This is a genomic window from Okeania sp. SIO2F5, from assembly GCF_010692685.1.
GTDB classification, from domain to species: domain Bacteria; phylum Cyanobacteriota; class Cyanobacteriia; order Cyanobacteriales; family Microcoleaceae; genus Okeania; species Okeania hirsuta.
Genome location: NZ_JAAHGU010000050.1, coordinates 21,827 through 43,561, shown reverse-complemented (window position 1 = coordinate 43,561; position 21,735 = coordinate 21,827). Strand labels below are relative to the sequence as shown.

Annotated in this window: 17 protein-coding genes and 1 pseudogene; 11 read left to right on the top strand and 7 right to left on the bottom strand. The window is 34.3% G+C overall.

Features of this window, described 5'->3' with window-relative positions; translation table 11 throughout:
* Window positions 1–393: 393 nt before the first annotated feature.
* Window positions 394–2,595 carry an ATP-binding protein gene (locus F6K27_RS17100; protein ID WP_287278995.1) on the bottom strand — a complete coding sequence of 734 codons (2,202 nt, stop codon included), beginning with the start codon at window positions 2,593–2,595 and terminating at the stop codon, window positions 394–396.
* 658 nt (window positions 2,596–3,253) lie between these two features.
* Here F6K27_RS17100 and F6K27_RS17095 point away from each other — a divergent pair.
* Window positions 3,254–3,469 carry a hypothetical protein gene (locus tag F6K27_RS17095; RefSeq protein WP_287278996.1) on the top strand — a complete coding sequence of 72 codons (216 nt, stop codon included), beginning with the start codon at window positions 3,254–3,256 and terminating at the stop codon, window positions 3,467–3,469.
* Window positions 3,470–4,025: 556 nt separating this feature from the next.
* Here the strand turns inward: F6K27_RS17095 and F6K27_RS17090 are convergent.
* Window positions 4,026–4,196, bottom strand: coding sequence for a hypothetical protein (locus F6K27_RS17090; protein WP_192901129.1), 171 nt, complete (start codon window positions 4,194–4,196; stop codon window positions 4,026–4,028).
* Between the two features lie 121 nt (window positions 4,197–4,317).
* Here F6K27_RS17090 and F6K27_RS17085 point away from each other — a divergent pair, with 121 nt between their 5' ends.
* A complete protein-coding gene (locus tag F6K27_RS17085; protein WP_287278997.1) occupies window positions 4,318–4,581 on the top strand; it encodes a hypothetical protein in 264 nt (87 codons plus the stop codon).
* A 354-nt stretch (window positions 4,582–4,935) separates the two neighbouring features.
* Window positions 4,936–5,487 carry a DUF2854 domain-containing protein gene (locus F6K27_RS17080; protein ID WP_124145145.1) on the top strand — a complete coding sequence of 184 codons (552 nt, stop codon included), beginning with the start codon at window positions 4,936–4,938 and terminating at the stop codon, window positions 5,485–5,487.
* Window positions 5,488–6,742: 1,255 nt separating this feature from the next.
* Here the strand turns inward: F6K27_RS17080 and F6K27_RS17075 are convergent.
* A complete protein-coding gene (locus tag F6K27_RS17075; RefSeq protein ID WP_287278998.1) occupies window positions 6,743–7,000 on the bottom strand; it encodes a chlororespiratory reduction protein 7 in 258 nt (85 codons plus the stop codon).
* A 343-nt stretch (window positions 7,001–7,343) separates the two neighbouring features.
* Between F6K27_RS17075 and sir the strand changes: the two are divergent.
* The 3 genes and pseudogenes from sir to F6K27_RS17060 all read left to right on the top strand — a co-directional run.
* Window positions 7,344–9,128: pseudogene (gene sir, locus F6K27_RS17070) on the top strand (sulfite reductase, ferredoxin dependent); the annotation flags it as partial.
* A gap of 1,631 nt (window positions 9,129–10,759) precedes the next feature.
* The gene (locus tag F6K27_RS17065; RefSeq protein ID WP_287279004.1) at window positions 10,760–11,521 is read left to right on the top strand and encodes a 16S rRNA (uracil(1498)-N(3))-methyltransferase; all 762 of its coding nucleotides are present in this window, start codon (window positions 10,760–10,762) and stop codon (window positions 11,519–11,521) included.
* A gap of 1,207 nt (window positions 11,522–12,728) precedes the next feature.
* A complete protein-coding gene (locus tag F6K27_RS17060; RefSeq protein WP_287278999.1) occupies window positions 12,729–13,838 on the top strand; it encodes a lipopolysaccharide assembly protein LapB in 1,110 nt (369 codons plus the stop codon).
* Between the two features lie 71 nt (window positions 13,839–13,909).
* Here F6K27_RS17060 and F6K27_RS17055 read toward each other — a convergent pair whose 3' ends face one another.
* Window positions 13,910–14,341 carry a hypothetical protein gene (locus F6K27_RS17055; protein ID WP_287279000.1) on the bottom strand — a complete coding sequence of 144 codons (432 nt, stop codon included), beginning with the start codon at window positions 14,339–14,341 and terminating at the stop codon, window positions 13,910–13,912.
* A 470-nt stretch (window positions 14,342–14,811) separates the two neighbouring features.
* Here F6K27_RS17055 and F6K27_RS17050 point away from each other — a divergent pair, with 470 nt between their 5' ends.
* Window positions 14,812–15,441 carry a triacylglycerol lipase gene (locus F6K27_RS17050; RefSeq protein ID WP_124145150.1) on the top strand — a complete coding sequence of 210 codons (630 nt, stop codon included), beginning with the start codon at window positions 14,812–14,814 and terminating at the stop codon, window positions 15,439–15,441.
* 102 nt (window positions 15,442–15,543) lie between these two features.
* Here F6K27_RS17050 and F6K27_RS33710 read toward each other — a convergent pair whose 3' ends face one another.
* Both F6K27_RS33710 and F6K27_RS33705 read right to left on the bottom strand, forming a co-directional pair.
* A complete protein-coding gene (locus tag F6K27_RS33710) occupies window positions 15,544–15,756 on the bottom strand; it encodes a hypothetical protein (protein ID WP_353736003.1) in 213 nt (70 codons plus the stop codon).
* Between the two features lie 3 nt (window positions 15,757–15,759).
* Window positions 15,760–15,963, bottom strand: coding sequence for a hypothetical protein (locus F6K27_RS33705; RefSeq protein WP_338043188.1), 204 nt, complete (start codon window positions 15,961–15,963; stop codon window positions 15,760–15,762).
* 644 nt (window positions 15,964–16,607) lie between these two features.
* On the opposite strand from F6K27_RS33705, the gene F6K27_RS17040 reads away from it, so the two are divergent.
* The gene (locus F6K27_RS17040; RefSeq protein WP_287279005.1) at window positions 16,608–16,955 is read left to right on the top strand and encodes an IS200/IS605 family accessory protein TnpB-related protein; all 348 of its coding nucleotides are present in this window, start codon (window positions 16,608–16,610) and stop codon (window positions 16,953–16,955) included.
* Between the two features lie 265 nt (window positions 16,956–17,220).
* On the opposite strand, the gene F6K27_RS17035 is transcribed toward F6K27_RS17040, so the two are convergent.
* Entirely contained in the window at window positions 17,221–17,658 is a 438-nt protein-coding gene (locus F6K27_RS17035; RefSeq protein ID WP_124145151.1) for a VOC family protein, read from the bottom strand.
* Window positions 17,659–17,975: 317 nt separating this feature from the next.
* Between F6K27_RS17035 and F6K27_RS17030 the strand changes: the two genes are divergently transcribed.
* The 3 genes from F6K27_RS17030 to F6K27_RS17020 all read left to right on the top strand — a co-directional run bounded on the left by F6K27_RS17030 (window position 17,976) and on the right by F6K27_RS17020 (window position 21,302).
* Window positions 17,976–18,800, top strand: a complete 825-nt coding sequence (locus F6K27_RS17030) for a TIGR00297 family protein (RefSeq protein WP_124145152.1) — start codon at window positions 17,976–17,978, stop codon at window positions 18,798–18,800.
* Window positions 18,801–19,200: 400 nt separating this feature from the next.
* Window positions 19,201–19,965: a peptidylprolyl isomerase gene (locus F6K27_RS17025; RefSeq protein WP_287279001.1), complete on the top strand. Its 765-nt coding sequence runs from the start codon at window positions 19,201–19,203 to the stop codon at window positions 19,963–19,965.
* A gap of 563 nt (window positions 19,966–20,528) precedes the next feature.
* Complete coding sequence (locus tag F6K27_RS17020; RefSeq protein ID WP_287279002.1) at window positions 20,529–21,302, top strand: class I SAM-dependent methyltransferase; 774 nt, start codon at window positions 20,529–20,531, stop codon at window positions 21,300–21,302.
* Window positions 21,303–21,735: the final 433 nt, after the last annotated feature.

Below are 21,735 nucleotides of genomic sequence, written 5' to 3'. Positions count from 1 at the left end.
GCAGTTGCAAATTTTCTGGTGCAGTGTCACCTTGGCCTACTTGTCTGTACATGGTGTGTGCAGTTATAGATCCCTGGAATAAGAGTATATTTTAGCTCAAAATTGGGTACAATTTCTAATTCAAAATGCCTTTAATCGCTGAGTGTGTAAGTTTTTTAAATTTATTCAGCAAGCTCTAATTATTAATTATTAATTGTTGAACCATGTTTCCATATCCCTAAATTCCCAGATATTTTTTTCACAAATTAAATTGAACTACTATTGAACAAAGTCAGAAGTTATTGTTATAACAGGAATTTTGAGCAAATATCCAAAAATATTTCGCCTTAAAATAAAAGGCGGGGTTTTAGACCCAATTATTTTGATAAAAATTCTCTTATCTTTATTGAATCTTTAATGACTACTTAGTAAAGATTTAACAGTAGCAATCATCTTTTCAATATTCAAAGGCTTACTAAGATAAGCTGATGCACCAGCATTAATACATACTTCTCGATCGCCACTCATTGCCATAGCAGTTACAGCAATAACTGGTACAGACCCCCATGTGGGATGAGCTTTTATTCTTCTAATTAATTCTAACCCATCAACTTTTGGCAACTGAATATCCATCAAAATTAAATTAGGTAAATTTGGAGGAGTAACTAGAGGAGAATTAATTGTATCCAACATAGTTTTACCATCACTAATCAGCTCAACAGTATAGCCCTCTAACTCCAATACTTCAGAAATTAAAAGTTGATTATAAAGTTGATCTTCAACAATCAAAATTCGATAAATTTTTTCAGATTCTCGTCTTTTTTCAGCAATATTTCCAGAAAAGACTTGAGAACTTTCTTCAGCTTCAAAATTAACAATTAACTCCTGTTGCATCTCTGTTAATGGCAACCAAACACGAAAAACACTACCTCTACTAACCTGAGAACTTAAAGAAACAGTACCCCCATGTAATTCAGCCAATTTTTTTGTCAAAACCAAACCCAAACCCGTACCTTCATGTCTCCTAGATAAAGAAGAATCAACCTGCTGGAAAGGACTAAATAAAAATTTCCATCTATCTTCAGAAATACCAATTCCAGAATCTTTTACCTCTAAACATAAATAAGGAGTGCTAGGATTAATCGGAGAACAATCAGGTCGATAATCACCTTGAATTTGACTACCATAAGCTAAACGTCCGCTAAGTTTAACTTGCCCTCCCTCTGGTGTAAACTTAACAGCATTAGACAATAAATTAATAATTATTTGTCTTACACGACGTTGGTCTAAAAAAACTTTAGATAAACGATAATCTAATTCTAGAGATAAAGCTAACCTTTTTTTATCAGCTCGTGGCTGAATCATTTTCAAACAGTCAGTACAAAGTTGGTGAATATTTACTGACTCTAAATTTAGCTCTGTTTTTCCAGCTTCAATTTTGGATAAATCAAGAATATCATTAATTAACTGTAGTAAATGCTGACCACTTTTTTGTATTAGTCGAACTTGATGAAGTTGGCGATCGCTTAACTGCCCAGATTTTTGTCGCTGTAGTAAATCAGAAAACCCTAAAATACTATTAAGTGGAGTTCTCAACTCATGGGACATAGAAGCTAGAAACTCTGACTTTAACTGAGAAGAACGCTCTAATTCCTCATTAATTTGCCGTAGATGTTCTTGAGACTGTGCCCTTTCTATGGCCACTCCTAGAGTGCGACAAGCTGCAAATAACATATCTTTTTGAGGAGCTTCTTGTAGTTTTTGCAGATTACGAGATTCTAGAGTTAAAACACCAATAATTGTTCCATCTGTGGCAGGAATGGGAAAAATTCCTAATTGACCAATAGCGGGATTACAAAATCCTGGTATAGCTTGAGGGTGAGAAGCATAATCTTCAACATACATAGGTTTACCACTTTCAACTACTTGCCACAAAAGTCCTTGGCCATAAGGAATGCCCTGTTTCAATAAACCTTCCATTTCCATTACTGCAGGTTCACCATAAGTAGCAATAAATTGAGAAGTCATTTGATTAGATATTGGCCCTGCTTGGCGATCTTCTCCTTCTCCGCTAATAACTTTGACATCTCCAAAAGCAGCATTCATTACCTCTACTAAATAATTCAGAGCAAATTGGGCAATTTCTCTTAAGCTGTCTGAGTATTGCAGTCGTTCGTTGAGACCCAAGAGAAATCTTAATCTCCTCAATTCAGCATTAAGGGTATTTTGGGACTTTTGATAGACAGTCATATCTCGAAAAGTGAACAGATGTCCCCCATCTGATGTGAGAGTGCAGTCCACATTGAGAAAAATATGGTTAGCTTGTTCTATATCTAGGAATAGACTTTCTGTTTCTGTGTTGAGTAGACAGTCTTTGAGCTGTTGACATTGTTTTGTTGACCAATAACCTTGAGCAACTATTTCGGCAAATATAGTATCACAATGAGGCTTTAGAGCAAGCCACTCTGGCAATAATCCCCAAATTTCAGCAAGTTTTTGATTAAATAAAATTAAGTGATGAGATTTATTAAATAGGGCAATAGCATTATCTATTTGGTTAAGGATAAGTTCTTGCTCTTCCTTTAACCTCTGTAAATCTATTTCAAAATTCTCCATTTTTATGACTTATTATTTTTTCCATTCTTAATTAGACAAACAGGCAAGTTTAAGTTTCTTTACATAAATTTACAAAATCTTCTACTATTGAAGAGTGATAGCAATTAGATTGTGTGTGTGATCTTCAGCACACTCAAATAATTTTGTCGATCTATTACTGAAATAAATGAAATAAATATTAATAATATATAAGTAGAGAAAGTTTGATTAAATACTCATTTGTACTAAGTAGATAGACACGAAAAATCATCAGTATGTAATCAAAAGTCAAGTCTTTCAAAAACTTTTCCCCTTCTACATTTTGACTCCTGCCCTTCGTCTGATTATAATAATAAATTTTAATGCCGACCTACTTAACGCTAATCAACTTGTTAGTATTTTGTTGAAAAATTATTTTCAATAAGTAGGTGAGCATAAATAAACGTAATATTAGAGGGCGGATTTTTAGAACTCGATCGTGCTTAAGTCAAAGCTTTCGGTTAAACTCGCCCCTACAATTTTTTTAACGTTTAATTAGACATACCTACTTATAACTATTAAATAAAATACAAAACTAACTTGTCGCTGCCATGACCACTAACATCAAATTTCAACCTTTAACTTTACTGTTAAAATACTATACAAATACTGAGAAATTTACAAAACCAAAATAGTACTTATGGATAGCCAAGACCTTGCCAAATATATAGAAACAACTAACAGCATTTCTAAGCCTTGGCTATTGATACAACTTCGGATTCAAAAATTGAAAGAGCGTCCTGTAGAACTTTCTCCTGAAGAATATACTAAAAAATTAGCTGATATTCATCAAGATTTAATGAATTTAGGAGAGTGGTGGGTTGGTATTGAAGATGAAGTTTTTGGTGTAAAATAATGAAAAATTATCAGCTGTTTTGCATTTAAACCATATATTCAATGATCAAGTAAGGACAAATAGCCATTCGTCCCTACTGCCCAAATTAATTAGTAACATTATTTTTCCAAATTGGTAATAGATTGTGTGAAAATATCTGCCAAAAAGGAAAGAATATATCTGAAAACAAGGTTGAAGAAGAAAGAAGTGGATGGAGACTCAAACTCCAACCAATTGTAAAAACCTTGTAGACAGCGGGGTATTAAACCCAAAAGAAAAGGAGAAGAGTTTCCGACTTTTTATATGTTTTTTTGATTTTTTATAGATGATTTAGGATTGCTATATATCCGGTTTACATAGATTATTCATGGAGATAAGCAACAGCCGATCTGGAAAAAGTTATAACTCTAATTTAGTAAACCGGATTTTGTATTACATACTAACTTTCAAAGTGAACTATAAATCTGCTGCTGTATTTTCTAAGCATAAAAATCAGGCAAATTTAAACTATTTTTCTTAACTTCATTGTTTGTCAATCTATCTTTCACCAATGAATTGAAGAATACTAATTTTTCTCTCAATCTGGAAAAGTTCGCTTTAATTCATCAATCAAGTCATCAATCTCTTCTAGAGCTTGATTAATATCAATTCTTAGTGTACCCAAATCTGGTTTTTCTAGCAGTTTAACTAGAGATTCTCGCTTGCTCTCAATATTAGCCACTCTTGCTTTGATTATCTGTGAGTCCATTTGAAATTCCTGATATACTCTTGTTAATACGATATTTTAGTTTAACTCAATAGTTATATCTATAAATCTCAACAATCTCTGGTTATTGAAAATAAATTATCATAGATACTAGATACTAAAAATGTCTAATTTAGATCCAGAAAAGGAAGCTAAGACAGTTGATAAAGCAATGTTAAAGCAAATTGATTCCCTCAAAAAAGAGGATGAAAGATTGTACAATATTTTAGCAATAGATGTTTGGGCACTAGCAAAAACAATGGATGAATTTCAGCCTGGATTTTGGGCAGCTTTTATGAAAAATAGAGATAAAGCTTTGAAACAATTTATGGCTGATACAGTTAAAAATAAACAAAAAAATGATAGTAGTCCACCTTTTCTTCATTAATATATACTGAAGAGTATCTAGGCAAAGTTAGATAATTGACTTAGTATTTAATATATCTCCATACCCCTGAATTTTTCACTCTTTCAAGTAGATTTTTGGAGACATAAATCAATAAGTAAATATAGATTGAAACTTAAATCATTTATTCAATATTGAAAATTACTAGAATATACCTCTATTCCTTGTTTGGTGTTCCCGACTTTAAAAGAAGTATAAAATAACTAAAATAATAGTTGACCTCGAAGTCATAATGAGGGTAAGATACACTTAGCAATACTAAAATTCTAGTTACAGAATTTATAAAAGCAAGAAACTGACTATCTATATATTATAATATTTTCTCTTTTTAAAGATATGCTAGGTAAAACTTCATTAGCAACAGTAGGATTAATTGTAGGTGGAATTATTTCTGTGATTGGAACAGCAGCTTACTTTACCAATCATCCCACACTTAATTTAGCAGGATTCTTCTACGGAATCCCGCTGCTTCTAGGAGGACTTGCTCTCAAAGCTGCTGAACTTGAACCAGTAACTTTTACACAACCAACTACCAAAGAAATTGTAACTCTCAGAGAAAAACAAGCTACTCCCATCCAAAATCAATTACGCAAAGATGTGACTCGGTATAGATATGGCCAAAAAGTACATTTGGAAGAATCTCTTAATCTCTTAGGTTTAAGTCCCACAGATGAAGAAACACCAATACTTAAGGGATTAAGGGAAGTAGATATTAATGATAATTATGCCTTAGTGCTGGAATTTTCTTCTCCGTCAATTCCGTTAGATACTTGGCTTCAGAAACAAGATAAACTATCAAGTTTTTTTGGACCAAATATCAAAGCAGAGGTAAATCAACCTACAGAAGGAAAGATTGACTTAGTTCTGATAACTACTCCAGAAGTATAAAATTATCAGGTAGTTGTACATAGTAATGGTAGAAGGAGATAGGGAGATAGGGAGATAGGGAGATAGGGAGATGGGTAGATGGGTAGATGGGTAGATGGGTAGAATGGGTAGTGGAAAAAACTGTGAGTAGGAAAGAAACAGAAATACATCCTCTCTCTTGGTCGATTGGATATGGCGAGGAGACCCGAAGAGTGACAGAGTTGCTCCGCTTTACATTTTGCCGAGCAAAACGCCATCCCTCAACCGCTTTCTTTTAATTGGAGCTGAGATAATAACAGCTAATATAATTAGGTAATTTGTCCCCAGTTCAATCAATACTATTGGTACTTACACATTTTCTGGCAAAAAAATGCCTAAGAGTCGTCTGCATAAGGGAATTACGTCAATGGCCTAAAAATGCCTGGAACCCGTGCTTGTGAAGGAATTATACCTTTTTCACGTAAAACTCTGTACCTGTATATATTTGAGACTATTTTATGGCTCTATTTTGTGTAAGTCCCACTATTACGGTTGCAGGACTGCCAATTATTATAGTAGAAAATATTAACTTTATTTTCTGGTGTAGAAGTATTGTCAAAAAGTAATCTTTTAGATAGTTGCATCGGCAAGTTGATGAAGAAAATATTCTTTTAAAAGTCGTCAAATTTAGCGAAATTAATAAGCTTGCATAAAGCTCATAAATAAAGACCTGCTTTTGAATCAATTAACAGTGAACGGGTTGATAATGGGTTAGTTAAATAGTTATTAGGCAAAAGTTTTCAGTTATTAGCAAGTAGTTCAGCATTGAAACTGTATCTCTCAAATTTTAGCTAAAAGAAGTCATATCCTTATACCCGATACTTCCTATCCTAATCCACCTCAAACACTTAAGATTAAATCTGTTTAATTAGCAAAAAATGGTCTATTGGAGTTGGAAACTTATAACTATTAACTTTTAAATAAATAGTGGGAGTCAATTACAAACTGGTTAAAAACATTAACTGATAACTGATAAAACTCTGTTCCGCTATACGAAAGAGAAAATGTTATTGAAAAAATTTCCTTAGAGCTGATTTGTCAACTTAGCTGTTTGCCCAGCATCTCCGTTGGAAAAGTCTTATACTACCTAGCTTTTAATAATTTGGGATTTACTGGATAAAAACTCGCCAAGCCTAAATATAGCAAGGAATTTAGCCTCTTAATATTTACTTGATAAATCAGCTCTTAGCTGGGGGGTGGATATATTAGAAATGAATAAAAATCTTATGGTAGAAACTTACTTTTCCAAACGTACCACATACCATTGTATAAAATTACCATTGCTTAATTCATATTCACAATAGGTATCTCTTAGTTGTTGAGCTTGAGCATCTAGGGAAGATAATTTTTGTAAATCTCTAGGTAAATCATGTTGTTGTTGAGCTAAAATAAGGCGCAATTTTTCTAGTAGTTCTAAACCTGTCATAAACTGCTCAGGTTTATTTGATTCTAAGACGACATAGTTTTCTTCTTGGTACATAAGTGAATTAGGCATTTTTAGAACAAAAATAGTTGAGTGTGACTAATACTGAAAATTCTACAATTAAGAAAAATCAAATATTCTATATTTTCAAGGCGAAAAAAATATCAGTGAAACTACGAATTATTATCAGGTTGACAAAATACGGATATATGAGGGTATAATAAAAGACTAATGAGTTACTGGTAAATGTAAATGGTAAATTATTATAAATGCTAAGAATCAAAAGATTAGTAAAAATAAACATATAGTGAATTATCAATAAATAAAATTAAGCAAACCACATTCCTAATTATGAGATTAAAGGAATATTTAATACAGTAACTCTACTCAAATAGTAGATATTAGCGACTTTAAAATGATAACTACACCTCAAAATTTAGCACAGAAAGAGCAAAAGCCTTCTAAGCTAGAAGGTATAAAAGAAAATAGCAACTTCTTGAGGGAACCCCTAGCAACTCAACTGCTGGAAGATACAACCCACTTTACTGAAGCAGCTGTTCAAATACTCAAATTTCACGGTTCTTACCAACAAGATAATCGGGATAATAGAGTGAAAGGGCAAGAAAAAGATTATCAAATGATGCTTCGCACTAGAAACCCAGGTGGCTTTATTCCGCCACAACTTTTTCTGACCTTAAATCGTTTATCTAATGATTATGGTAATGGTACACTTCGTGTAACAACCAGACAAGGTTTTCAGGTGCATGGTATCTTAAAGAAAAATCTGAAAACTGTTATATCATCCATCATAAAGAGTATGGGATCGACCCTAGGAGCTTGTGGGGATCTCAATAGAAATATAATGTCTCCTCCAGCTCCATATAAAAACCGTCGCGAATATGAATATGCAAAAGAATATGCGAATAAAATAGCAGATTTATTAACACCACAGACAGGTGCATATTATGAAATTTGGCTAGACGGGGAAAAAGTAATTAGCGCAGAAGAACATCCTGAAGTAAAAGCTGCTAGACAACTTAATAGTAATGGTACAACATTTACTAATAGTGAAGAACCTATTTACGGTACTCACTATATGCCAAGAAAATTTAAGTGTGCTGTAACAGTACCAGGAGATAACTCCGTAGACCTATACACTCAAGATGTTAGCCTCGTTGTAATTACCAATGAAGCAGGAGAACTAGAAGGGTTTAATGTTTTAGCAGGGGGTGGTCTAGGTAGAACCCATCGAAAAGAAGAAACCTTCCCTTGTTTGGCCCAAGAAATTGGGTATGTGGCCAAAGAAGATATTTATGAATTAATCAAGGCTATAGTCGCAACTCAGAGAGATTATGGCGATCGCAGCAACCGTCGCCATGCCAGAATGAAATACTTACTCCATGACTGGGGATTAGAAAAATTTAAGGCCAAGTTAGAAGAATACTTTGGTAAATCCATTGCCCCCTTTAAACCTTTACCAGAATGGAAATATTTGGACTTTCTAGGATGGCACCAACAAGGAGATGGCAAGCTCTTTTTAGGAATTTCTGTAGAAAATGGCCGTGTTAAAAATGAAGATTCATTTCAGCTAAAAACAGCACTGCGGAAAATTGTTGAGTTGTTTCAACTACCAATGCTGTTAACAGCGAATCACAACATAATTCTCTATGAAATTCAACCACAGCAGCAACAAGCAATAGAACAAATTCTGGCTCAACATGGTGTCAGGAAAGAAAAAGATATTGACCCCTTAGTACGCTACAGCATGGCTTGTCCAGCTTTGCCAACTTGTGGACTAGCAATTGTCGAATCAGAAAGGGCCTTACCTGGTATACTGGGACAAATTCGGTTATTGTTGGACAAGGTGGGACTAGAACAAGAGCATCCTGTAATTAGAATGACAGGATGTCCCAATGGTTGTGCTAGACCCTATATGGCCGAATTAGGATTTGTCGGTAGTGCTCCTGATGCTTATCAGATTTGGTTAGGGGGTTCACCCAATCAAACACGACTGGCAAAAACTTATGTTGACAAACTACATATCAATAATCTGGAAGCTGAGTTGGAATTGATATTTATCTATTTCAAGCAACAGCGCCAACCAGATGAGAGTTTCGGCGATTTCTGCAATCGTGTCGGTATTGAAGCCATCCGTCAGTTCGTAACCAACTATCAATCTAGTTTCTCAATGAATACAGATATTAACAATTCAATGTTGACCTCAACCAACTCTGAAAATAATACTCCAGTAGTTACTAATGTTACTGAAACAACTCCAGAAACTAAACCTCAAGAAGAAGGGGTAACTACAAATCAAGAAAATAATCAGGAAACGAATCTGATTAATAATCCAGTAAATTCACCCGTTAATTTTGATAGTACTCCGCCAGTAACTACATCAACAGTAAGTGAAACCCAGTCAGTAAATACTTCTGTATCTGGCGAAGTGGCAAATACTACTACAACACCATTTCCTGCTGTGGGTCAAGAGGTTAGTCAATCCACCCCTTCTAGTTTTGGTCAAGAGGTTAGTCAACCCACCCCTTCTAATTTTTCTCCAGAAACTGGTCAACCAACCCCTTCTAGTTTTGGTCAAGAGGTTAGTCAACCCACCCCTTCTAATTTTTCTCCAGAAGCTGGTCAACCACCCTCTTCTAGTTTTTCTCCAGAAGCTGGTCAACCACCCTCTTCTAGTTTTTCTCCAGAAGCTGTTCAACCACCCTCTTCTAGTTTTTCTCCAGAAGCTGTTCAACCACCCCCTTCTAGTTTTGGTCAAGAGGTTAGTCAATCCACTCCTTCTAATTTTTCTCCAGAAGCTGGTCAAACAGCTCTTCCAGAGAAGCCAAAAGATACGAGTAAAATGCGACATCGGGTTAGTGTTAGAGATGAAATCTATACCAAACTAAAAGAAGAGTCAAAGCGTCAGGGTAAACCAGTAGTTCAATTAGCAACTGAAGCAATTGCAGAATACCTGGAGAAAATCAGGAATAACGAAAGCTCACCTGCTGCTGATGAAACTAATTTTAAGCAAGAATAGTTAATAGATTATTTCACTCCAAGAAATTGAAAAGTTGTGGGAGATAAGGGGTAGTAATTGTCCTCTAATTCAAAATTCGAGGTAGATCAAAAACCCCTCCCACCTAAACAGTTTTTCAGTATTTCTAGGCTGAAAATTATGATGTGGTAGTGAATCTGAAATATCAATTTCAATTAGCTGTAATGAATTTACTACCCAGTCACATAACTTGATCGTAGGTTAAAAATATGATGTGGTAGTGAATCTGAAATATCAATTTAAATTAGCTGTAATAAATTTACTACCCAGTCACATAACTCGATAGTTAGAACTATCCAAAAATACCGATTTTGGCACAGTAGCATCAGGGTTTCAGAACTTTTTCTGGAGATGTTTATCTAAATGTTGGCAGGAGAGCGCGGGTCTTCTGCCAACATTTAGATGAAAAAACCTATCTTCTTACACAGAGCAAATCTCCTGATTATCCCTACTCCCTACTCCCTTACTTTATAAGTATTCAACCGGACATGATATGACAAAGGTTTGAGATTCATTATCTTTTCCCTTATGGGTTTAATACCCCACCGTCTACACGGTGCTTAAAATTGTTTGGGGTTAGAATCCCAAACAATTTTCCCTTCTGCCTTCTGCCTTCTGCCTTCTTCAATAGCAGAAGTCTAATAGACATCTCCAATAATCAAAAATCAAATTAATTATTGTACATAAATCATTAATTATTTCCGCCTACTCCTTCTTTTATGGAGATGTCTAATTTAAGAATAACCAAGTTTGAACAATTAAATTTTTTTCTAGATATGGCTAATTTGCAAAGATTAGCGATCGCCCCCCACCAAATTGAACGACAGAAAGTATATCTAAATCCTGAACAACAGCATTACTTAGGTCGAGTGTTGCGACTAGGGGAAGGAGACCAATTTATTGTAATGGATGGTCAAGGTAATTCTTGGTTAGCGAAACTTCAAACAGAAACCTCTAAAAAAAGTACAATCAATGCAATTTTAGAGAAAGAAATTTTTATTCAAAATGAACTACCCATAGACCTGATTCTAATTTCTGCCTTACCCAAAGGAAATAATTTTGATGAAATTGTTAGGCAAAGTACAGAATTAGGAGTTACTCATATTTTGCCAGTTATAAGTTCTAGAACTTTACTAAAACCTAGTCCGCAAAAGTTGCAAAGGTGGCAAAAAATTGCCCGTGAAGCTGCTGAACAATCAGAGCGTCAAATAGTTCCAATAATCAGAGAAACTATGGAATATTCGGCAGCTTTATCATTATTCGATGGTCAAACTTTATCTAATTATTACAAATATATATGTGTCGCTCGTAATAACTATTCTTCTTTTTTACTGGAAAATTTATTAGATAATCAACTACCAAAATCAATAGTAATAATGACAGGTCCGGAAGGAGGTTGGACTAATGTGGAAGTAGAAGCAGCGATCGCCACAGGTTTTCAAGCAGTTTCTCTGGGTAAACGTATTCTCAGAGCAGTTACAGCTCCTTTAGTTGCATTGTCTCTAGTTGCTGCTGTATTGGAGAAAACAAAAGTATAAAAGTAGGTTTTGCTTACCCATGCTCCGCTGAATACTAGCGCGATAGAACTCCGTTCCGCTACGCGATAACTACGTTTAGCTGCGCTATCGTACCACCACTTACTAATTCGGGCTTGCTGATTAAACCTGAAAGTACTGACTGATATTGGCTTTAGCCTTTTTGGGTTGGAAAAAGTACCAGCTTTTAAGTGGAAAAAGCTCAAAAAGCAAGTATTTTGGGATAAGGGGGGCAGGAAAATCTCTCGAACAATTATTCATCCTACTTTCTCTGTCTTCCCACCCTCCCCACACTTCCCACACTTTGCTTTTTTCAACAAACCCTAATTATCTACTTCATTTTTATAAGCACCTACGCAGAGCGAATTACTTACCTCAAAAATACACGAAAATTTCTTCATAAGCAACCACCCTGTATTTCTTGCATATCAACACTTTTAATAAATGGCCAAAACAGAGGCGATCGCAGCCAAATTACCCCTATTTTTCCCCTAGATAGCTCATTTAAACTTTTTTGGGAAAATTAAGTTTAAATTTCAAATATATTTGACAATATTTTATAAATTTAATTTATACCTATATTTTTTCAGCAATTATTAAACCTTAAAAAGCTTACAGATAAAGCTTTTCAGAAGAGAAAACAGGAAGTATATTTTCTATAGATGTTTAATTATGACTATTGTCTATGTCAGAATGGCAATGATAGTATCTTAATTAAGAAAGTAAAGTAGAAAGTAGAAAGATTAGAATAGATTTGGAAAAAGTACCTTTTGATAACTAACTAGGGTTTGCGTATGGAAAATCTTTTTGCTGTTTGTAGGGAGTAGGAAGTAGGAAGTAGGGAGTAGTTAGAACGTAGAATAAATGGAAATTACAGAGTCAGTGGCCAACACAGTAGTAAGAGTGATTTTTCGGCTTTTGCTTCGGTGAAAATCTTCACTTTTTTAACAATCCCTTGCTGAAAAGCTCATACTTTTTCAAGACATAAATTGCCTAAAACCAATATCAATGAATGCTTTGATATTTAATCAGCAAGCCATAACTAGGTTTGGTATAACCTCTAATTTAAAACTTTCAAAATAAAAGTTTCATTTATAATTTCCAAATTGCAGAGGTACTGATAACTGATAACTGATAACTGATAACTGAAATGACCTGCTCTTTTCTTTTTCCGAGATATTTTCTAGCAGCTTAAATAGGACTATTATATATGAAAGAAATAAAAGAAGTTGCTACTTTCCTAGAACAAAAAAACTATCAACAGGCAGGAAAATTACTAAAACAATTACAAAAAGAATATCCTCAAAATCTATGGGTGCAACTTTATATTGGGCGATGGTATGAAGAAATAAATAAATTAGAATCAGCAGAAAAATTCTATAGAAAATTGCTGAAAGATGCAACAAATCCACAAGTAGTTGCACAAGCACGTCAAGGCTTACAAAGAATAGAAACGATAGAGAAAAAACGCCAGCAACAAGCGATCGCCACTGCTAAATCTGACCCCAAAAATACCGAACCAGGATTACTTATTATTGAAGCTATTAGTAAAGAAAATCAACAGGAAGCTGCTAAAAATCTAGCTAGAATTATGAAAATTGATCCTTATACAGCTAGAATGCAATTACAAAGTAGAGGTTGGCGAATTTATCGTCTTGGAGCTATTGGGGAACTAAAAATTTATGGTGAAGAAATGATCAAAGCAGGCATTCCTGTATTTTGGGCAAAAATATCAGATATTGAGAAGATAAATATATTTAGAGTTCAATATTTTCAATCTATTTCTTCTTCTGAGGCAAGTATTGTTTGTCTAAATGAACAGGATAAAATGGGAAGTTTAAATTTTCAGTGGTCGGAAGTAATAGATAAAGTTGAGGGATTATTACCTATTTTTATGAATGCTATGGATTACGATCCTAGGCGACGTTCCGAAAAAATCCGTCATAAACAAATGACTCAAGATTATGCCAATATATTAGATTTACATATTCCTAATCGCCGTAGTATTATTAGATTTTGTGACCAAAACTATCAATATCAAAAAGGGACTACTCATGTTACTAACACTCCGAAGCAATCCCCATCAAAATTACAAACTACTAATAGAACTCAATGGAATGAGTTAGTAAATATGATCAACCAAAAACTAGGTAATATCAAAACTTGGTCTGATTTTACTTCTTTTGGAGAAGCCGCAAGTCGAGATTACACTCAACTATTAAGTCGCCTCAAATATTACATTGATATATCGCGTAAAATAGAAACAATGTGGGACCCAGCTTTTCATTTATATAGTACCTTAGTATTCTTAAAAAATTAGGGGCTTAACATAGCAAATAAAAGTTAAAAGCTAATTTTTTACCCCTTTATTTTTTACTTCCTTACTGAATACTATCTTGGCAGATTCAAGTCCTTAGCCATACCACGAAACATATCCATACTAGGACCAGGACGACGACGTTTTGCTGTAGGTTTTGGCATTAAAAAGTTAGGAGCAAATAATAGTAACTCTTCTGGTTCCTGGGAAACTTTAACATTGGTTACAGGAGGTTGTGGTGTTGCCACTGCAGGAGTGCCATTTTCAGCTTCAGCTTTTTTAGCAATTTTTGGAGTTTCAGGTTTTGGAATTTCAGGACTAGCAGGTTTAGTTTCTTTTTTTGTAGTAGGTTCTGGCGCTGCTACACTCCCTTGAGTAGATTCTTCCTTGGATTCATTAGTGCCTTGATCGTCCTTAAATTCTAATAAATAATCAGACTTCTTTCCCAGCAGATTTCCCAGGATACCAAATACCCCGGCGAACAATCCTCCGATAAAAGCTAACATTATCTTTATCTCCTAAATGATTTTCTGTAAACAATTTTACAGTTAAATTCCTGATATGTTTAAATTAAAAGCAAGCGTAAGTTTTGTCTATATTTATTTATAAAACTTTACATTAACCAGAAGAGGTAGATCGTAAAATTGGCAATTGGAGAAAATCAGAAGCAAAAAAATTTGTAATTGTTTATATATATCTCATAATTAGGGAACAGGGAACAGGGAACAGGGAATAGTTTTTTCTTGCGGAATCCGTCAGGAAACTGGATTGAAAAATTTCTTAACCAATTCTTGTAGTGCTATAGCAGTCTAAGGAAAGGGTGCGGACATATCAAAAGCTTAAAACTCAGACAAAACAATATTTCTCCTTCTTCTTTCTTCTGCTAGATCAGTCAAAAGATTGTCCTACTCAACAAAAGAATAGCGATCGCTCCACTCTAGAATTTAGAATAAGATCAGCACGATAAATCAGGAATATGAAAAGTTTAAATAAACCTAATCCGGTATTATTAGTCCATGGAATTTTTGACACCATGAGAATATTCGATAAAATGTCTCGATACCTAAAAAAATTAGGATGGGAAGTATATTCTCTGAACTTAGTTCCTAATTACGGTATTTTAGGTTTAGATAAATTAGCCGAACAAGTAGCGAATTATGTAGATAAAATATTTCCTCCTAACCAACCCTTTGATTTAATAGGTTTTAGTATGGGAGGAATAGTCAGTCGTTATTATGTTCAAAGATTAGGTGGTATAGAGAGAGTAGAACGTTTTATTACTATTTCTTCTCCACACAACGGCACATTAACAGGCTATGCTTTAAATTTAGCAGCACCGACTCAGATGCGTCCTAAAAGTGCTTTTCTGGAAGATTTAAACCAGGATATTGCTTTATTAGAGCAGATAAATTTTACCTCTATTTGGACTCCTTATGATGCGATGATTTTGCCTGCTAGAAGTTCTCAAATACCAGTGGGTAAAGACATCAAAATAAATGTTTTACTTCATGCTTGGATGGTATCAGATGAAAAAGTTTTGAAACTAATTGTTGAGGAATTAAAAGTAGATCCAAAGTCAAAACTAAATCTCAATTTTATCCGTTAATTTTAGTCCCAAGGAATTGCTGAAAAGATATATTTGCTGATTCACTATATTTCGAGAGAAAAAGCAAGCGATCGCTCCAAATAATTTGTATATTTCTTATTTTTATTCTTGGTCTAGATTTATTCCTATTTGACATAATTTTTCTGCTAATCTCTCAGCACGTTGATATTCTTGTTGAGCAAGTTCTTCACCAGTCAATAATAAATTACCTTGATTATACCTCCCATGGCAAATTCCTAACTCAATACCTAACTGTGGAATAGAAAAATGACTCCGTTGATTAGCCTCTACAAATTCATAATCATTAGAAGTCAAACTTTATAATTCTACAGCAGATTTTTTAACTTTATAAATGCCGTAAAATGGAATTCTAATCCTTTGTTCATAAACCCAAAACTTACCTGTTTTTTTATGCTCTTGAAAATCCGATATTACTGGTGGAGTTTTGTCTCTTTCTTCAGTACCATCTCCAGAAACAAATTCTAATACAATGATAGGGCAAATATATTTTTGCCAAAGCACATAAGACCGTCGTACTTCTCCATTCAGTAAGGGTGGAACATGAAGAATTAGGAGGGATTAAAATCCCCTTCGTTCACTTTAGAAAATAATCTTGCTGACTGCTGAGTGTTAACCGCTTTCTTAAAGTCTCCTTCTCCACTTAGAAGTAATTATTCATTAGCAAGAAATTATTAATCCAAGTAAAACTGGAATTTATCTAAAAACTTTAGTACCTACTTCACAAATTAAACAGGTTCGTTTAGTCCCTAAACTTAACCATTATGTAATAGAGGTGATTTATGAAGCGACTGAAAAATAATACGAGCTAAAAAAAAACGTTGTGCCAGTATTGATATAGGATTAAACAATTTAGCTAAATTAACTTTTAATCAAGCCGGAATCAAACCCAAGAGTGATAAATGGCAGACCGTTAAAATCTATAAATCAATACTATAATAAAGTTCAAAGCTTCCTACAATCTCAACTACAGGAAAATAAATCAAGTAAGAGGCTGAAAAAGCTTTGCATTGAAGAAGGAGACAGGAGACAGGAGACAGGAGACAGAAGGAAAATTACATGGGGATTCTAACCCCAAGTAATTTTGAACACCCCCGTTGACGGTGGGGTATTAAACCCACAAAGAAAATGATAAAAGAGAATTCAAAATTAATGATTATCTTCATAAATCATTTCGTTTGGTTATTAATACCCTGATTAATCAGAAAATACGAACATTAATAATAGGGCACAATGAAAACTGGAAACAGAAGATAAATTTAGGTAAAAGAAATAATCAAAATTTTATATTTGTTCCCTATAACAGGTTAATCGAAATGTTATATTATCAAGCCAAGATTGTAGAGATAAATATAATTATTACAGAAGAATCTTATACGTCAAAAGCAAGTTTTATAGATAATGATTTGATTCCAGTTTACAACAAAGGTCAGAAAAATTATGTCATCTTCTCAGGTAAAAGAGTAAAAAGAGGAATGCAATTGCACCACCAGTAAAAGATTAATTAATGCTGATTTTAATGGTTCTTTGAACATTATGAGAAAAGCAGCTCCCTTTTGTCTTTGACTATGGGATAGAGAAGCCAGTGCGTTGGGCGGGTTCCCCGACTTGAAGCAACTGGCGTGGTGTTGTAGTTCACCCAGTTAGGGTAACACCTGCAAAATAAAGATATGTCATATTTGACTATATTTTTATGAACTATTAGATAAGTTAGATAAGTCTATTTTTGATAACTTTTCCACATCTAACAACTAGACTAATTTAAACTGCTACAGCATCGCCAACTTTTTGATGTTCATTGCAGCCAAAAATTGCTTCTGAATGACAATAATATTTGAACTCTAGCAAATTATGAAACGGGTCTTCCAAGAAAAAAGTACGATGCTCCAAAGGAGAATTTGTAAACCGTCGCTTAGGTTGCTGATAAAATTTAAAATTATTTTTTTCGGCACGTTCCAATAAAGCTTCCCAGTCACTTTCTAGAGTAAAAACTAAACCAAAATGTCTCGGATAAATTCCTTTTTGCGGTTCTAAAGTGTCTTTAGCAACATGAGCAACTATTTGATGACCGTAAAGATTTAAAATCACAGAATTTGGAGATTCTCGACCAACTTCACAACCCAAACCATCAGCATAAAATTTTTTTGTTTGAGCAATATCATTAACGGGAAAAGCTAAATGAAAAATAACTTGATTCATACTTAATTCCTAGTAATTGATCGATAGATTTTTGACTAAAAACATCCGATAAAATTTAAACAAAAAGGAAGAATCAACATTCCGTTGTGGATTTGAGTTTCTTCAATAAGTTGGGGATGTTTGACCGATAAATTGTGGGTATGCGCCTCCCCTTTTAAGGGGATAAAAAAAGAGAATATTCCTGATGTCAACCCTCCTGATTGCAGAGGTACTGATAACTGATAACTGAGAACTGAAATGACCCTTACTTTTTTTCCATACTCTTCTTTCTTCCTTCCAGTTAAAATTAGAATAGATGTTTCCAATGAGTAGATACTATGTTTTCTGCAATTAATTCTATAAATCCTTGGCTAATAGCTATCAGCTTAAATACTATCTTACTCAGTCTCGTTTATTTTGCCCCTAAAAAATTGTTAACCCCAGCAGGAATACTTCATGCTTGGATATTAGGAGTAATAATTTGGGGTAGTTTGGGTTGGCCTGGATATCTAGTGGTGGCCTTTTATTTTTTAGTAGGCTCCGGTGTTACCCGCATTGGAATGGCCCAAAAACAGGCGGCCGGAATTGCAGAAAAGCGAGAAGGAGCTAGAGGGCCAGAAAATGTTTGGGGTTCAGCTCTGACTGCTGCTATCTGTGCTGTGGGAGTTTGGATCATTGGTCTGTTATACCCGAATCATCCTCCCATAGAAAATTTACCATTTTTACTAATGTTGGGTTATGTAGCTAGTTTTAGCACTAAGCTTTCTGATACTTGTGCTAGTGAAGTAGGAAAAGCTTATGGTAAGCGGACTTTTTTAATTACAACTCTACAACCAGTACCACGGGGAACCGAGGGTGCTGTGAGTTTAGAAGGGACTTTAGCTGGTATCGTAGCTTCCGTGGCGATCGCTCTGGTTGGTTGGTCTGTAGGTTTAATTGACTTGACAGGAATAGCTTTTTGTGTATTAGCAGCCTTTATTGCTACTAATTTAGAAAGTGTGATTGGGGCAACTGTACAATCTCAGTTTGAATGGTTAACCAATGAAATAGTAAATATTATTAATACTTTAATCGGGGCGATCGCTGCAATTTTATTAGCCATAGTTTGGTACTATGCTCTAGTAAGCATTCAGCCGTCAGCTATCAGCTATCAGCAGTTTTAGATAAAAGCTTTACTAATTAAGTCAGAGTCAAGTATTACTACAAAAATTGGCTAAAACAGTCTATTGACAGTGAGCTAGCTGTTTGCGTAGTATTACGCAGGAAATGCTCATATGCTCTAACTTCAGTAATTTAACTAAAACGTATTATCTTTTGATGTTGGGTTTAATACCCCGCCGTCTACAGGGTGTGGACAATTACTTGGGGTTTGTAGACAGGAAGTGGTCGGTCGTTGACTATCCCCATCCACTTTTTCAGTCCTTCAGTCCTTCCTTCTTTCTTCTTTCTTCTTCCTTCTTCAAAAAAATTCAGTAAAGATTTAGTAAAGGCAGATTGAAAAAATGATTAGTTGAGATAGACTAAAATCTGGAGCAAGATTAGCTAAAGAATGGAATATTAAAAATGGAATCTAAACCACTATTAACTATAGGTGAAGAACAATTATCTTGGGGGCAAGGTTTAAGATATTTACAAGCATCTGGAAAATTACAATCTTTTGTCACAGAAATTGTCCGTCAATATGTGATAGAAAAAGAATTGCAATCTAGGGAAGATATTAATGTAAATCCGGCTGTTATTCAACAGGCTATGATTGATTTTAGATTGCAAAGAAAGCTGGAAGACCAAAAAAAATTTCAAGAATGGCTACAACAGAATCGAATTAACTATAATGCTTTAGAATCACAGATAGAAAATTCTTTTAAACTAAAGCAATTAAAAGACTCAGTTACTGTAGAGAAAATAGAAACATATTTTAATGAACGGAAAGCAGGTTTAGATTATGTAATTTTATCTAGAATTGTGGTGGGAGATAAAGAATTAGCAGATGCTTTGCGTCGAAAAATTGTGGAAGAAGGTAGCAGGTTTGAAGATTTAGCCAAGGAATATTCAGTGACAAATGATAAAAATTTTAATGGTATTATGGGTGCTGTTAGTTTAAGTAGTTTGCCAGAAGATTTGAGAAATAGTGTTAATACAGCTAATCCTGGAGAGATTTTAGGACCATTTCAGACTAATAAGTTTTGGAGTTTATTTAGGTTAGAGCAGTTACAAGGTGCCTCTTTAGATAATCCTGAAATTAGGAACAAATTAGACGGTGAATTATTTGAGCGCTGGATATCAGAGAAACTTCAAGATAACAAGATTACTCTTCATGTTAATGATTAAGTTAACGTAAGCATTACCGCAGGAAATGCTTACAAATTAACAGTATAAAGAGCGGTGAATTTTGTTGAGGGAAGAGTAGGGAAGTTATATGGAACTTTCCTACAAAAATATTTGATTTATAACTAAGTATCCAAAAATGGGCGTTGGTGAAAAGAGGTTATGACATCTTGTCCGGATAAGAGCACAAACAAAAAACTTTCTCCCTCTACTACTCTTTGTTCTTCTTTCTTTCCTCCTGACTGGGTCATCCCCCTCCTGGGAGGGGGAGGGGCGAGGGGTGGGTTGACTCCTAGATAATTAATATTAATAATACACGCGCTTCACCGACACCCAAAAATGATATTCTGATTGAAAATAAGAAGATATTAAAATTTATTCATCATTTGCTTTAGACATCTCCCATAATCAAAAATAAAATCAATTATTGTACATAAATCATCAATTATTTTTCCCTACTCCCTACTCCCTCTTTTCTGAATATATCTAGTAATGTTGTCGCATTAAATTATATGAGCTTTTCCAATACCTGAAAATACAGAACTTTTAGAGAAAATAGAAAAAACATGAGTGATGAAAATAAATCCATTCATCAGTTTGATTTTAGATTAATCTGCGAATATTATTCGACTATAGAACGACAAGGACCAGGGAGTCCTGAAGTAACTATTAAAGCTTTGAGCTTTATTGATAATCTGACCAATGAATCAAAAATTGCTGATATTGGTTGTGGAACTGGTGGTCAGACAATGGTAATAGCTAATCATACGTCAGGACATATTACAGGTATCGATCTATCTCCCATCTTTATAGATTTATTCAATATTAATAGTCAGAAATTGAATCTTCAGAATAGAGTTAATGGCATTGTTTGTTCAATGGAAAACCTTCCTTTTCAGAATGCAGAATTAGACTTAATCTGGTCAGAAGGAGCAATCTACAATATTGGATTTGAACGAGGTATAAATGAATGGTATAAGTTTTTAAAGAAAGGAGCTTTCCTTGCAGTTTCAGAAGTCTCTTGGTTCACTGAAGAACGACCTGGGGAAATTGATAAATTTTGGAATAATGAATATCCCGAAATAGATACTATTTCAAATAAAGTGACACAAATGGAAAAAGCTGGATATATTCCAATTGCTACTTTTGTATTGCCTGAAAATTGTTGGACTGAACATTTTTATGCTCCGCAAGTTTCTGTACAGGAAAAATTTTTGCAAAAGTATGTAGGTAATAAAAGTGCCGAAGAACTGGTAGAAAACCAACGACATGAAGCTGAATTGTACGATAAATATAAAGAGTTTTATGGCTATGTTTTCTATATAGGAAAAAAGATTTAAATAAAAATGAGATGACACAAAATCCATATCCCCCACTGGTTTTAGAACCAGAACAGTACGATACTTTACTTCAGCTAGCGGCGTTGCACAATGACGAATGATTACGATAATTGAGGAATTTGCCGATGTTTCAAATCATAAACCAGCAAGTCCATTGATCTGTACAACATATCAATGGACTTGGAGTAGTACAAAGTTTTGCGATTTTTGGAAGATTCTCAAGTGCAAAATAGCTAAACTGCATCAATTAATAGCTAGACAAAGGTTAGACTGGCAATTCAAACTTGCTGATCATTTGTTCAGCATAGGAAATTTTTCTCCAAGTGCGGTGTTGCGGAGGACATTGAACTTTAAAATCTTTGGTATAGACTTGGGAAATCAGCTAAATCTATAAATATCAAGTTCAGATAATTAATTATAACTAAAGTATTAT

Bases quoted from the DNA above. Each gene is read 5' to 3' on its own strand.
- F6K27_RS17100 (WP_287278995.1), bottom strand. From the start codon at position 2,595: ATGGAGAATTTTGAAATAGATTTACAGAGGTTAAAGGAAGAGCAAGAA.
- F6K27_RS17095 (WP_287278996.1), top strand. From the start codon at position 3,254: ATGGATAGCCAAGACCTTGCCAAATATATAGAAACAACTAACAGCATT.
- F6K27_RS17090 (WP_192901129.1), bottom strand. From the start codon at position 4,196: ATGGACTCACAGATAATCAAAGCAAGAGTGGCTAATATTGAGAGCAAG.
- F6K27_RS17085 (WP_287278997.1), top strand. From the start codon at position 4,318: ATGTCTAATTTAGATCCAGAAAAGGAAGCTAAGACAGTTGATAAAGCA.
- F6K27_RS17080 (WP_124145145.1), top strand. From the start codon at position 4,936: ATGCTAGGTAAAACTTCATTAGCAACAGTAGGATTAATTGTAGGTGGA.
- F6K27_RS17075 (WP_287278998.1), bottom strand. From the start codon at position 7,000: ATGCCTAATTCACTTATGTACCAAGAAGAAAACTATGTCGTCTTAGAA.
- F6K27_RS17065 (WP_287279004.1), top strand. From the start codon at position 10,760: ATGGCTAATTTGCAAAGATTAGCGATCGCCCCCCACCAAATTGAACGA.
- F6K27_RS17060 (WP_287278999.1), top strand. From the start codon at position 12,729: ATGAAAGAAATAAAAGAAGTTGCTACTTTCCTAGAACAAAAAAACTAT.
- F6K27_RS17055 (WP_287279000.1), bottom strand. From the start codon at position 14,341: ATGTTAGCTTTTATCGGAGGATTGTTCGCCGGGGTATTTGGTATCCTG.
- F6K27_RS17050 (WP_124145150.1), top strand. From the start codon at position 14,812: ATGAAAAGTTTAAATAAACCTAATCCGGTATTATTAGTCCATGGAATT.
- F6K27_RS17035 (WP_124145151.1), bottom strand. From the start codon at position 17,658: ATGAATCAAGTTATTTTTCATTTAGCTTTTCCCGTTAATGATATTGCT.
- F6K27_RS17030 (WP_124145152.1), top strand. From the start codon at position 17,976: ATGTTTTCTGCAATTAATTCTATAAATCCTTGGCTAATAGCTATCAGC.
- F6K27_RS17025 (WP_287279001.1), top strand. From the start codon at position 19,201: ATGGAATCTAAACCACTATTAACTATAGGTGAAGAACAATTATCTTGG.
- F6K27_RS17020 (WP_287279002.1), top strand. From the start codon at position 20,529: ATGAGTGATGAAAATAAATCCATTCATCAGTTTGATTTTAGATTAATC.